The sequence below is a fragment of the Mycetocola sp. JXN-3 genome (assembly GCF_014522285.1).
In the GTDB taxonomy this organism is placed as follows: domain Bacteria; phylum Actinomycetota; class Actinomycetes; order Actinomycetales; family Microbacteriaceae; genus Mycetocola; species Mycetocola saprophilus.
Map to the genome: position 1 here is coordinate 2,294,269 of NZ_CP041635.1, position 13,019 is coordinate 2,307,287.

General features: G+C 68.2%; 11 protein-coding genes. 6 read left to right on the forward strand and 5 right to left on the reverse strand.

What is annotated here, in order from left to right:
* Nucleotides 1–60 precede the first annotated feature (60 nt).
* On the forward strand, nucleotides 61–798 hold the full coding sequence (locus tag C7C57_RS10470; protein ID WP_187976374.1) for a hypothetical protein: 738 nt from the start codon (nucleotides 61–63) through the stop codon (nucleotides 796–798).
* Here the strand turns inward: C7C57_RS10470 and C7C57_RS10475 are convergent.
* Complete coding sequence (locus C7C57_RS10475) at nucleotides 708–2,441, reverse strand: acyltransferase (RefSeq protein ID WP_370581407.1); 1,734 nt, start codon at nucleotides 2,439–2,441, stop codon at nucleotides 708–710. The genes C7C57_RS10470 and C7C57_RS10475 overlap by 91 nt on opposite strands.
* A 63-nt stretch (nucleotides 2,442–2,504) precedes the next feature.
* Here C7C57_RS10475 and C7C57_RS10480 point away from each other — a divergent pair, with 63 nt between their 5' ends.
* On the forward strand, nucleotides 2,505–3,668 hold the full coding sequence (locus C7C57_RS10480; RefSeq protein ID WP_187976376.1) for a choice-of-anchor E domain-containing protein: 1,164 nt from the start codon (nucleotides 2,505–2,507) through the stop codon (nucleotides 3,666–3,668).
* Here C7C57_RS10480 and C7C57_RS10485 read toward each other — a convergent pair.
* Genes C7C57_RS10485 through C7C57_RS10495 form a run of 3 tightly spaced genes read right to left on the reverse strand, consistent with a single transcriptional unit; the run spans nucleotide 3,665 to nucleotide 6,283 of the window.
* Entirely contained in the window at nucleotides 3,665–4,342 is a 678-nt protein-coding gene (locus tag C7C57_RS10485) for a response regulator transcription factor (protein WP_187976377.1), read from the reverse strand. The two genes, C7C57_RS10480 and C7C57_RS10485, sit on opposite strands and share 4 nt — an antisense overlap.
* Nucleotides 4,339–5,649, reverse strand: a complete 1,311-nt coding sequence (locus tag C7C57_RS10490; RefSeq protein ID WP_187976378.1) for a sensor histidine kinase — start codon at nucleotides 5,647–5,649, stop codon at nucleotides 4,339–4,341. Before C7C57_RS10490 ends, C7C57_RS10485 begins: the two co-directional genes overlap by 4 nt.
* The gene (locus C7C57_RS10495; RefSeq protein WP_187976379.1) at nucleotides 5,627–6,283 is read right to left on the reverse strand and encodes a DedA family protein; all 657 of its coding nucleotides are present in this window, start codon (nucleotides 6,281–6,283) and stop codon (nucleotides 5,627–5,629) included. Before C7C57_RS10495 ends, C7C57_RS10490 begins: the two co-directional genes overlap by 23 nt.
* Nucleotides 6,284–6,684: 401 nt before the next feature.
* Here C7C57_RS10495 and C7C57_RS10500 point away from each other — a divergent pair, with 401 nt between their 5' ends.
* Nucleotides 6,685–7,728, forward strand: coding sequence for a choice-of-anchor E domain-containing protein (locus tag C7C57_RS10500; RefSeq protein ID WP_187976380.1), 1,044 nt, complete (start codon nucleotides 6,685–6,687; stop codon nucleotides 7,726–7,728).
* 274 nt (nucleotides 7,729–8,002) lie between these two features.
* On the forward strand, nucleotides 8,003–8,437 hold the full coding sequence (locus C7C57_RS10505; protein WP_187976381.1) for a GNAT family N-acetyltransferase: 435 nt from the start codon (nucleotides 8,003–8,005) through the stop codon (nucleotides 8,435–8,437).
* Between the two features lie 14 nt (nucleotides 8,438–8,451).
* Here C7C57_RS10505 and C7C57_RS10510 read toward each other — a convergent pair whose 3' ends face one another.
* Nucleotides 8,452–9,027, reverse strand: coding sequence for a cysteine hydrolase family protein (locus tag C7C57_RS10510; protein WP_187976382.1), 576 nt, complete (start codon nucleotides 9,025–9,027; stop codon nucleotides 8,452–8,454).
* Nucleotides 9,028–9,151: 124 nt separating this feature from the next.
* Between C7C57_RS10510 and C7C57_RS10515 the strand changes: the two genes are divergently transcribed.
* Nucleotides 9,152–9,385, forward strand: a complete 234-nt coding sequence (locus tag C7C57_RS10515) for a hypothetical protein (protein ID WP_187976383.1) — start codon at nucleotides 9,152–9,154, stop codon at nucleotides 9,383–9,385.
* A 39-nt stretch (nucleotides 9,386–9,424) separates the two neighbouring features.
* Nucleotides 9,425–12,394, forward strand: a complete 2,970-nt coding sequence (locus C7C57_RS10520; RefSeq protein ID WP_255505656.1) for an ATP-dependent RNA helicase — start codon at nucleotides 9,425–9,427, stop codon at nucleotides 12,392–12,394.
* Nucleotides 12,395–13,019: the final 625 nt, after the last annotated feature.

Below are 13,019 nucleotides of genomic sequence, written 5' to 3' on the forward strand. Positions count from 1 at the left end.
AGGTTTGAAATATCTGATGCTTAGTTGGTCAGGTGATCAACTCGAATACCCAGGAGACTCATGCCCATCATCACCACCTCCCTCACCGCCCTCGCCATCGCGGCCTCGGCCATCATCCCGACCGGTGCCGCGCTTGACGCCCCGGCACCGGCCCCCACCAGCCAGGCGCAGGCCATCACCGCCCCCGCCGGAATCGCCTCGGTCGACTGGTTTGCCGCCCGGGATAAGGTGGTGACCGGGCACGCCACCCCGGGCACCAAGGCGGTTCGGATCACCGGCCTCGCCCTCGCTCCCGGCGCCTATAAGGAGGGAACGGTAGCGGCCGATGGCAGCTTCAGCGTCAACCTGGCCCCCTTCGCCAGCCGTGCGATTCCGCTCTCGACCCTGACCGCAACGGCCGTGGGCGCGGACGGTTCCCTGGGCGGAACCGCCAGCTTCCTGGTCAACATCGGTGCCCGTCCGGCAGCGGCGGCCGCCCTCGGCACGCCGGCCGGCGTGAAGCCGTCCACCGTTGCGTCCACCGTTGCATCCACCCGAGTGGCCGCCGCGAACCTCCGCGTCAATCCGATTCACGCCGGCGACTCCACCGTCTCGGGTCGTGTGTCCGCCGGGACAACCGAGGTCGCCGTGGACATCTTCGGATCCACCGTGTTTGGTGATGTCGAGGCCGACGGTTCCTTTTCGATCGACCTGGACGACTACGCCGCCTACACCCTGGTCGGCGTGACCTTCGAGGTGTGGGGATCGACCGCCGACGGCTCGACCCTGCCGAGCGTGTTTGTGCCCGTCACCGCGTAGGTTACCGCCCCGGCAGAGCCCGGCACGCGCCGTCCCGTGATGGCGCGCGCCGGGCTCACCAGCGCGAGCGCGGCGATCAGCATACCCACCGCGAGGAGCGCGCCGCCCAGAGCGAATCCGGTCACCAGGATCACCAGCACCGCCCCGGCCCCCAGCAGGACCGATGCCACCATGCGCAGGTTCAGCGTCCGGGTTCGATCACCGAAGACCGCCGGCCGCTTGGCCGACTCAATCCGCCCCCACCAAGCGACCACCGGCATCACCGCGAGCCCCACGGCCAGCAGCCAGAATGGTCGGGTCAACCACCAGTCCGCACTCAGCGGATCGGGCAGGGGCACCGCGACCGTCAGGTGAAGGATCAGCAGCCCGGCGGCCAGCAGGATGATGACCGGCATATGCCACAGGTAGATGGTCATGGATCGGGCTCCCACCCGATTCACCAGCGCACCGATCCGCGGGCGCTCGGCCACCGCGCGCAGCCGATTGCGCAGCAGGGTAAACAGCATCAGCTGGGCGATCCCCAGCAGGATCAGACAGATCGTGGGCGGATTGAGGTTCTCGTACATGTCCGGCGAATACGGCCCCGGCACGCTCAGCAGGAACAGGGCCACCAGCGCGAAACCGCCGATCAGCGCGCGGACCCGGGTACTCCAGGCGTCGAACCGTCCATCGGCCAGCCAGAATCCCAGCTGCTGCACCGCGAGCCACACGAACAGCAGGTTGACGAACCCGATCCCCGAGATTCCGGTGCCCGCACGCAGGAGGTCAACGCTCAGCGCGGCCACGCCGAGTACAACCAGGGTGAGGATCGGGAAGCGCTCATGCGCCCCCACGAGAAACGGGACCAGCGCCGAACACAGGACGTAGACTCCGAGGAACCAGAGCGGCTGGCTGATCCGGAATCCGGCGGTGGCGATCAGATCGGACGGGACACCCAGCAGGGTCATCAGCAGCAGCGCCGCGGCGACCGTGGCCACCACGGCGAGCGCCGGCAGGAGCAGACGATGCAGCCGGGTGATGATGTAGTCGGCGGGTGAGTGTCCGCGCCCCCGCATGCGGGTCCACTGGGTGAAGCTGGAAAAGCCACCCAGCACAAAAAACAGCGGCATGACCTGAACGATCCAGGATGCCGGCGCAAATCCGGGCTGGTGGTCCAGGGCATTCTCCAGCACGATCCCGCCCGGTCCCACTCCCACCCCGGCCATGATCGAGTGCAAACCCACCACCACGATCAGCAGAACCGCCCGCACCAGGTCGATGCTTCGATCGCGCGCGGGGAGGGCTCCCGCCGCCGGTGCGTGTGAGGTCAGAGCCTGTGATGCCGGAGCGTGTGGTGCCGGAGCCCGTGACTCCAGCGCACCCGGAGTCGGTGGCTTCGCCTCGCGGCGGAGCCCCCGGTCTCCATGCGTCCGGTGCTGTGTGGCGGTGAGCGAGCTCATCCCAATCCCTCCTCTACCCCGGTCCTTCCGGGGCACAGTGGGAGCATAAAAAGGTGGTGTTCCGAGGCACATCCCGCCGCGGAGCGATCCGGTCCTCACCCCGCGGTAGGGGGATCTGGCCCCGGCCCGGGTTAGGATACTCACACGACCCGGCGCAGTACCCGCCCGCGGGGTCGAGGCGATACCCGATCGCCCGCGTGCCATCCACCGGGGCGGTGGTCCCGCACGTTATCCCCACGCACGATCCCCCACGGTGCAGGAGACCCCATGTCACGTTCGTCCGTCGACCCCCGACGCGCGCCCAGGCTCCCCCGCCGCGGCACAGCGGCCGCCGCGACGCTGCTCTCGGCGGCGATTATCTCGCTGGCACTCGGCGGAGCGCCCCTGGCCGCGCGCGCGGTTGACCCGCTGACCACCGCACCGTCCTGCGGCTGGATGTATAACGCCGGCGACCCGATCGATCCCGCGCAGAATCCGTGGACCCGCCCACTGAATGTCGACCGCTTCGATCCCGCGCTGGGCCAGCTCACCGCGGTCACGGTCACCGGGATGTTTCGCGACGGCGGATTTGTGAGCATCGAAAACACCGGGGCCGTTCCGCTCTCCGGCGAATACGGCTACGGCTACGAGATCGAACTCACCACGACCTATGGCGAGACGCTCCCCCTCACCGGCGAGTACGACGGTGCCTACGGGAACTCGTTTGATCGCCGCAACGAAGTACAAGAGCTGGCCCCCTTTGATGGGACCGTCGACTTCGCCGGCACCAGCGGGCGGGTCCTGAGCTCATCGTTCCTCAGATTCGAGCGCACCTATACCAACACCGATGCGGCCTTCGACGGGTTTATCGGGACGAGTCCGCTCACCCTGATGACTCCGGCAACCGTCCACGATCTGGGTGGAGGCGACTATTCAAGCATCGGCTTGGACAATGTGCGCCGGGTGGGTTTTGGCCAGGAGATGATCCAGGCCAGCGTCGATCACGGGGTGGGCCCGAGCGCCTGCGTGGTCTACACGTACACCCCGACGGTCCTGCCCGATCCGGCCCTTCCCGCGGATCCCGAGCCCTCCGCCGATCCCACCGCTCCGGTGGCGTCCCAAGGCCCGAGCACCCCGGACACGCGGGTCGCACCGACACCCGGAATCGCCCCAGCGGCCTCGCCGAGACCCACGGCCTCCACGACACCCTCCCCGTCCCCCACGCCCACGGCATCCCCCACGCCCGGCGAGTTCCCGGCCCCGACCGGAGCAACCCCGCCCGCGGCCGCCGCCCTGGCCCCGGGCAGCGCACGGGCGAGCGGCACCACCGCGGTCGCCTACTCGGGCGGGACCCCGCTCCCCCTGGTCGCCGGCGGAATCGCCCTGTTTGCCCTCGGCGGCACGATGGCGGCGATCACCCTCTTCGTCCGCCGCCGACCGGCACGCCCCTAGCGCGCGGGTTCCACCAGGCCGGTGTCGTAGGCCAGAACCACGGCCTGCACCCGGTCGCGCAGGTGCAGCTTGGAGAAGATCTTGCTCACGTGGGTCTTGACCGTCTGCTCGGAGATAAACAGGGTGGCCGCAATCTCGGTATTGGACAGGCCCGTTCCCACCAGAACCAGAACCTCGCGTTCGCGATCGGTCAACCCATTCAACTCGACCGCGCGCCGGGCGGGGGCGGGACCGGGGCCAGCGGTGAACGATTCGATCAGGCGCTTCATCACCCGCGGGGCGATCAGCGCATCCCCCGAGGCGACGATGCGCACGGCCTGCACCAGGTCTTCGGGGGTCGCATCCTTGAGCAGGAATCCGCTAGCCCCGGCGCGCAGCGCATCGTGCACATACTCGTCGATATCGAAGGTGGTGAGCACCATGACCAGCGGCGTATAGGGGTCGCCGTGGGACGGGGTGGTCAGCTCTCGGGTCGCCTCGATACCGTTCAGGATGGGCATCCGGACGTCCATCAGAACCACGTCGGGGCGCAGCGCGCGACCGAGCTTCACGGCCTCGGCCCCGTCGGCGGCCTGGCCGATCACGTGCAGCCCGTCCTGAGCGTCGAGGATCGCGGCAAACCCCGCACGCACCATGGCCTGGTCGTCGGCGATAAGAATGGTGGTGTCGCTCATGCGCGCTCCGTGTTGTCGGGGATGGGAAGGTGGGCGGCGACGCGGAAGCCGCCGGAATCGGTGGGGCCGAGGGTGAGGCGTCCTCCGGCCAGCTGCACGCGCTCGCGCATGCCCACCAGGCCGTGACCACCCGTGCGGGGCGTAGCGGCGGGTGAGGCTGGATCGGTGTCCCGGGCGGCACCCGCGCCCCGGATTGCCTCGGCGGCGTGGGTGGATCCGAACGTCCGCGGTCCCTCGACCTCGCGTACGGAATCCCGCGGTGCCTCGTTTTCAATCATCAGGTCAATCGCGCCCGATGCACGGGTCACCACCACGGTTGCGGCGGCTCCGGAGGCGTGCCGAACGGCGTTGCTCAGGGCCTCCTGCACCAGGCGGTAGGCGGTCAGCGAGATCGAGGCGGGGAGGCCGTCGGAATCATCCACCGACCAGCGCAGATCCACCGCGGCGCCGGTATTTTGAATCGACTTCACCAGCTCGGGAATGTCCATCAGCCCCGGCTGAGGCCCGAGTCCCGCGGCGGAATCCTCATTGCGGAGCACCCCCAACAGCTGACGCATCTCGGCGAGCGCCCCGCGGGAGGTGGCCCCAATGCTGTCGAATTCGGCCGCCGCCTCGGGCGCGAGGTCGGGCAGCCGATACTTGGCGGAGGATGCCTGCACCTGGATCATCGAGAGTCCGTGCGCCACCACGTCGTGCAGCTCGCGGGCAATCCGGTTGCGTTCCTCCACCAGCTCGCGCCTCACCTGCTCGGACGCGGTGACCCGCCGCTGACGCTCCAGCTGCGCGCGAATGCGGGTGCGCTGGGCCAGCAGCAGGGCGATGGTGAGCAGCGCGAGGGAGATCGCGGCGAAGGGAATGGCCGAGGCCAGGGACTCGGTGAAGCGGTCGTAGCGCTGCGGGGTGGCCGCGATCAGGGCGATCACTGCGAGGACCGACACCAGCCAGGTGAGGGCGGCGGTGCGCCAGGTGGAGGCGAACGCCAGGGTGATGATGATCGTGATCTGGGCCAGAATCGACGTCACCGCGACCGGCCACGGTGCCCCCACCGAGCCGTTGCCCAGCAGGGCCAGCAGTACAAACGGGATCAGCGAGAGTGCGGCGGCAATCTTCGGGCTCCGCACCGCCAGCGGCAGCAGGCCCGACTGGATCAGCCCGAGCAGGATCGCGTCGATCACCGGAACCCCGTAGAGCACCGCGTTGACCGGGATCGAGACCGCGGCCAGAACCACGGCGATACCACCCAGGATCACCCAGATGCGGGCCGTGACGGGACGGCCGGCGAGTTCACTGGGACTGGATGCGCGCATGATCTTCTCTCATTGTGGCACGGACCCGCGTGATTGGGGAGGCTTCGGCTCGGGCTGCACCGATGCGGTCGATCACCAGTCCCACCACGATCGCAAAGACGACGGCGACGGCCACACCCAGCAGCGGGGTCTCGTGAAACCACGCCCCGGCCCACACGCCGATGCCCACCGAATACAGCGCCCAGGTGGCACCCGAGAGGATCGAGAGCGGCACAAAGCGGCGACGCGGCAGCCCGGTCGCCCCGGCGGTCAGATTGACGGCGACCCGGCCCACGGGGATATAGCGTCCGGTGAAGATCAGCACCCCGGCGCGCTTTTCCAGGCCGCGGCGCGCCCAGTCGAAGGCCCTGACCGAGCGTTCGGCGCGCATCCAGCGGAACCGGGTCAGCCCGATCCGGCTTCCCATCCAGTAGGTCAGGTTATCCCCGGCGACGGCCCCGACCGCGGCCAGCGCCATGATGATCCACGGATTCGGTGCGCCGGTGGCAAACCCCAGGGCCGCGGCGGCCACCACGACGGTCTCCGAGGGAATCGGCGGGAAGAACGCATCGGCGCAGACCCCGAACAGGACGATGAGGTAGATCCAGGGCGATCCCGCCGTGGCCAGAATCGCATCGTTCAACCACTCAAACATTTCAACTCCTTGTTCCCGCCGCCGGCTCGGCACCGCTATTCGGTGCCGCGGGTCGGCACCGTCAATACGGCACCGCTGCTCGGTCGCCGCTGCTTCATCGCCGCCGATTCCTCGGCAACCCGTGAAGTATAAAAAGCCGGTGCGTGCGCAGGCATCACGCCCGGGAGGGATTGAACCCCCTACCGGGGAGTGAGGGAGGCAGGGCCCTCGCATGGGCCGGCCGAGGCGCAATTTCGAGGTTCGGAAAAAAATAACATGACAGACTTGATGTTTAAGAAACTAAAATACTAGAATGGTACACGGTTACTGATCGCCCGAAACGATCATCTGCGACACCCGGTCGCCACCGCGCCCCGGAGCATTCGATGCTCCCGGCGCTCATCCCTAGCTCAGGAGACCTCATGGTCGTAACTCATTCAGTCCCCCGTTCATCCTCACGCGCGCTGCGGCGCGGGGCGCTTGTCGCCGCCGCCCTGGTCCCCGCGACCATCCTCGGCGCACCCCTGATGGCGAGCGCCGAGGCCGCTCCCCAGAAGATCGCCACCATCACTACCTGTGGCTGGATGTACAACGCCGGCGACCCCATCGACCTGGTGCAGAACCCCTGGACCCACCCGCTGCAGGTGGAACAGTTTGATCCGAGCCTTGGTGAACTGATCTCGGTCGAGGTGGCCGGAAAGTTCACCGATGGTGGATATGTCAGCATCGAAAACACCGGAACTACCGCGCTCCAGGGGGAATTCGGCTACGGATTCAACGTGGAGCTGGAATCCGCGCTCGGCGGCACCTTTGCACTCGACGCCACCTATGACGGCATCTTCGACAAGACCTTCGACCGCAAGACCGAGGTCACCGCGCTGACACCGTTCGACGGCAGCCTCGACTACGCCGGCACCAGCGGGCGCATCCTCTCCCCCGAGATCCTGACGTTCGGGGCAACCTACGCCGCCGGCGACGCGTTTGTGGGCACCGGAACCCTCACCCTGCTGACCCCGGAGGGCGTAAAGAACCAGGGTGGAGGCACCTACTCGGGCCTCGGTCTCGACTATCAAAACCGGGTCGGTTTCGGCCAGCAGATGATGGCGGCGAGCGTGGACGGCGGCGTGGGCCCGAGCGCCTGCGTGACCTACACCTATGCGGTCGCGGATGGCGTGGACCCGGTGGACCCGGTTGACCCGGTTGACCCCGTCGATCCCACCAATCCCGTGGACCCGACCAACCCGGTAAACCCCACGGACCCCACAGACATCACCTCTCCCGTGCTGGACACCAAGCCGGCCACCTCCACGGTTGACCCGTCCACGGTCCCCGCCGCGACCGGCACCACCGCCCTGGCCGTCACCGGCGGCACCCCCACTCCCCTGATCTACGGCGCACTCGCGCTGCTGCTGATCGGCGGCACCCTCGCCGTGCTCAGGATCCGCGGACGCAGCGAGCAGGACTAACCCCATTCGATAGAGCCCCAAGCTCCTCAACTCGCCGTGGCGGCGCGCAAGATGCGCGCCGCCACGGCGGTTTTAGGATTCCCGGCGAATCGTCATTCGCCTCTCTGTCACGGAGGTTTGTAGATTCCCGACGGATCGTCATTCGCCTCTCCGACATGGGGGTCGGCGGATGCGCGCTCTTTCGGATGCCGGCGGGTCCGGACAGCCTGCCGGCTACCGCGGCACACCCAGATTGTCACCCCGGGCATCGTTCACATCGCGAATAATGGGAGTCATGATCCCCCTAAACCACCCCTCCGATGTCGCGAGCGACGAGTTTCGACACCTGCTGTGGCTGGCCGCCGAGGTGGAGAGTGCGGAGCTTGATCGAATCACACACGGTGAGCTTCCACACCTTTGGGTGCGCGGTATGTCGGATCCGGACGGCCTGGTCGCCTTCATCGCCTGCGATCTCCGCTCGAATCCCGTGGAGATCATGTACATTGCGGTGCATGAACGTGCGCGTGGCCTCGGGCTGGGTCGGCGACTCGTGCAGGGCATCAAGGACGCGGCCCCGAACAGGGGAATCCTGGCGGAAACCGACGATGATGCCGTGGATTTCTACCGTCGCCTCGGATTTACCATTGCCGCTGGGCACACGGATGCCCGCTGGCCCGATCGCCGCCGCTATGTGTGCACGCTGGCGTCGCCGAGCGGCGCGGACGCCTAGTTTCGAAATCCGCGTCAGCGCGCGGTGCGTTCCAACACCTCGCGGGTACCGAGGACGGTTGCAAACTCCCCGTGCAGATTGGTCGCGGTGATGCGGGCTAGTTCATCGGCGGTCACAACCGTTCCATCCGGTGCCGCACGATCAAACGTGTGCGTGGCATCGAGGACGAACGTGGTCTCATAGCCGAGGTTTCCGGCCAGACGCGCCGTGGTTTCGCAGCAGTGGTTGGTCGTGATTCCGCAAATCACGACTTCCGAAAGGCTATTCTCGGTGAGCCATGCGTGCAGATCGGGGGTGCCGTGGAAGCTCGAGTTCACCCTCTTGCGCACGAGCAGATCGGGCTCGCCCTCGATCAACCCAGCAAGCGCGTGCCCGGGATTGTGAGGGTGCAGTGGCGATGCCGGGTCATCCGAATCATGCTGGACAAACACGACCGGCCACTCGCGCTCACGCCATCGGGCGATGAGCGCCGCAATGTTCTTCTCGCAGTGCGGGTTGTTTCGCGGCCCCCAGAAGGCGAGATCCTCAAACCCTCGCTGAACATCGATCACGATGAGGGCGGGTCCGGCAAGGGGTGCGTGCTGCGTCATGACTCGTCAGCCTATCGGGTCCGCACGCGAATGCCCGGGACGATCGGGGGCCGTTCGCTCCGTATGCGCCAGCTCCCTAGGATGGGTGCACCGTCGGCGTTCTCAAACTACTACGATGAGGCGCATGGCACGCATTCGAGATTTTGAGCAAGTAACGTCGAAAAGCAAGATTCATCCAACCGAAGCCGACGCTGAGTGGAACATTCTCAGTTTCGGACCTGACACACTTCTCCAGGTGTCAACTTTTGGGTCGGACAGCCGAGCGTCGCACCCTAAAGTTAGTCAGACTATCCAATTCGATCTGAATGCAGCGCGCACTCTTAAAGAAGCGATCGAAACCGCGTTTCCCGAGCTCTAGGTGGTCACCGCACACATCACAGCTCCCTAGGATGGGGAGGTGAGCGCACACCTTTTTGATCTGGCCAGCATCGGCACCGGCCTGCCGGTTTCGGCCGCGCGGGATGAGCTCGCGGACGCGATTTCCACCGGCACCGCGGTGATCACGGCCCCGCCCGGCACCGGAAAAACCACGTTTGTGCCGCCGCTGGTGGCGAACCTGCTGGCGGAGCGAGGACCGGTTCCGGGCGCTTCTTCCGGACGCATCCTGCTCAGCCAGCCGCGCCGGGTCGCCGTGCGCGCGGCCGCCCGGCGACTCGCGGCCCTCGACGGCTCCGCAGTGGGCGGCCCGGTCGGCTTCACCGTCCGCGGCGAGCGCCGAGTCGGTCCCGAAACCCGGATCGAGGTGCTGACCCCGGGTGTGCTGCTGCGCCGGTTGCTGTCGGATCCCGAACTCGAGGGCGTGGACGCGGTCATACTCGACGAGGTACACGAGCGCTCCGTGGATGGTGACCTGCTGCTCGGCTTCCTCGCCGAGGTCCGCGAACTCCGCGAGGATCTCACGGTCATCGCGATGTCCGCGACCCTGGATGCCGCCGGAATCGCCGCGCTCCTGAATGCTCCGGTGGTCAACGTCCCCTCCCCGCTGCACCCGCTGGCACTCGCGCACCGCCCCGGCAGCCACCCGCGCCTGGACGAGCGCGGCGTGACCCGGGAATTCCTGCGGCACCTGGCCGCTGTTGCCGTGACCGAGCAGCGAGAAGCCGGTCACGATGCGCTGGTGTTTGTCCCCGGCGCACGCGAGGTGGACGAGGTCGTGCGCGGCATTCGCGATCTGGATCCGACCGGCATCGACGTGCTTCCCCTGCACGGTCGCCTCACCCCCGCCGAGCAGGACCTGGCGGTGTCCGGGGCGACGGCGGGCGGGGCGGCGCGGATCGTGGTGAGTACCTCGCTGGCGGAGAGCTCACTGACGGTTCCCGGCGTGCGCCTGGTGATCGACTCGGGCCTGACCCGTGAGGTTCGCCGGGACCGTGGACGCGATATGTCCGGCCTGGTGACCGTGAGCGCGTCGCGGGCGAGCGCCGAACAGCGCGCCGGTCGCGCCGCCCGTCAGGGGCCGGGACGGGCCGTGCGCGCCTATACGGAGACCGAATTTGCGCGGATGCCTCCCGCATCGGCTCCCGAGATTCAATCCGCCGATCTGCTGGATGCCGCCCTGCTGCTCGCCGCCTGGGGAACCCCGGGCGGCACCGGGTTGCGCCTGTTAACGCCTCCCCCGGCCGTCTCGATGGAGCAGGCTCAGCGCGAGCTGTTTGCGCTGGGGCTGGTGTCCGAGGAGGGCGGTCTCACCGAGCTGGGTCGCCGGGTGTCCCGACTCCCGGTGGGGGTGCGCGAGGCGCGGGCTCTGCTGTCGGGGACCGCCGAAATCGGGGATCCGAATGCCGTGGCCGAGGTTGTGGCGGCGCTGTCGGGTGACTTCCGCGATCCCGGGGCGGACCTGTCCCGCCTGCTGCGCGATCTGCGCTCGGGCCGCGCGCCCGGTGCCCAACGGTGGAAGGCGGAGGCACGGCGGCTGGCGCGGATCGCCGAGGACGGACGTTCGGATTCCGGTGCACGCACGCAACCCGCACACGTGCCGGCCAACACGGCCGCGCATCCGGCGGACGTGCCGGGCGACTTTGCCGCGCATCCCGCAAACCTGCCCGCCAACGCTGCCGCGCATCCCGCAAGCGTGCCAGCCAACGCTGCCGCGCACCCCGCCGACCTGCCCGGCATCGTCACGGCGATCGCCCGTCCCGAATGGATCGCCCGCCGCACCGGCGAACACTCCCGCAGCTACCTGCTGGCCAGCGGCACCCGGGCTGCCCTGCCCGAGGGCAGCGAGCTGGTGTCCAGCGAGTGGATCGCGGTGCGCGAGGTTCAGCGTGCCGAGGGGCGCGTGGCCGATGGGACCGGTGCGGTGATCCGGCTTGCCGCAGCCCTCGGAGAGGCCGACGCACTCCGTCTCGGCGCTCCCCTGCGTGCATCCGAGCGCGCGGCGCGGGTTGCCGACGGAAGGGTTCGGGTGGAGGAGCGGCGCACCCTCGGCGCAATTCGGTTGTCCTCCACTCCGGTCGCCCCAACCGCCGCCGACACCGCTCCCGCGTTTGCCGCGCACCTGCGCGAGACGGGACTCGACGGGCTGCGCTGGAGCGAGGGCGCGGCTACCCTGCGGGCCCGGCTGGGGCTCCTGCACCGCGAGCTCGGGGATCCCTGGCCCGCGATGGACGATGCGGCACTCCTTGCGAACATCGACGCCTGGCTCGGCCACGACCTCGAACGCCTCACCGCCCAGTCTTCCCTCCACGGCATCGACCTCACCCAGGCGCTGCGCCGTCTCCTCCCCTGGCCCGAGGCCGCACAGCTCGACACGCTTGTGCCCGAGCATCTGGACGTGCCCTCGGGCAACCGGGTGCGAATCCGCTACCCGGATGTCGAGGAGGGTGGAGCCGGGAACGCCGGTGGCGGAGCAGCTGGTGCCGGAGTCGTCGGTGTCGGAGTCGTCGGTGTCGGAGTCGGTGTCGGTGTCGGAGTCGGAGTCGGAGTCGGAGTCGAAGCTAATGCTAATGCTGACACCGGGGACACCGGTGCAGGAGCCGGGGCCGCCGGGGCAGAGGCCGGCTCCGAGCGAAGGGCCGGGGCCGCTGGTGCCAAGTCCGGGTCCGCACGAAGCACCGGCTCCGGCACGAGTGCGGGCACTGGCGCGAACACCGCCCCGCTCCCGGTAGTCGCGGTGAAGCTGCAGGAGCTCTTCGGCCTGGCCGAGACCCCTCGTCTAGTGGGTGGCCGCGTCCCGATCCTGTTCCACCTGCTCTCCCCCGCCCAGAAACCGCTGGCGATCACCGGCGATCTCGCCTCCTTCTGGAACGGCCCCTACCAGGACGTCCGCAAGGAGATGCGCGGCCGCTACCCCAAGCACCCCTGGCCCGAGGACCCGTGGACCGCGGTCGCGACGGCGCGCACCAAGCGGGCGATGGGGCGAGCATAGCCGCACCGTAACCAGGGGTCACCGCGGAGAGCTCCAAACGGGCCTGCCTCGGCTCAGGTCAGGTCGGGCGTGGAAACCACCAATAGCCGTGCCGCCACACGTTTCGTCCCGATCGTTGTCGGCTATCGATTCGTGTGCAGCTCGATTGTCCCCGAACGCAGCGAGGATCTGAGGCAGTCGACGAAACCCGCAACATCATCCGCGCCCGCACCCGCGGTGAGCCCATAGGAGATTCGTGACGCGGGCTGGTCCGCGCTCCGTATCCCCGGCTCAACCGCCGGGTCGTTTTCGAGACAGGAAGGGACCTCGTCACGGTAGACGGGGCGCACCACAACGACTGAGGTCGCCTCATCCGAGGGATTCCCGCTCACGGTGACGCCGTCCGACGCGCACCCTCCCAGCGCTCCTACTCCCAGCAGAAGTGCGAGCGCAAACCAGCGTTGGGCGGGACGTGTGCGGGGCGCATTCCGCGGCATGCGCACTCCGGCTCCGTCTTGACGCGGGTTAGGGAACAATCTTCACTCTCCATCCTGACGCTGCCAGGTAGCCATCATCGTTGAGGCGGGGGACGACCTCTCCGGCGCGAACATCGATTTCAAAGCCCTTCAGATCACACAGTTCGGAA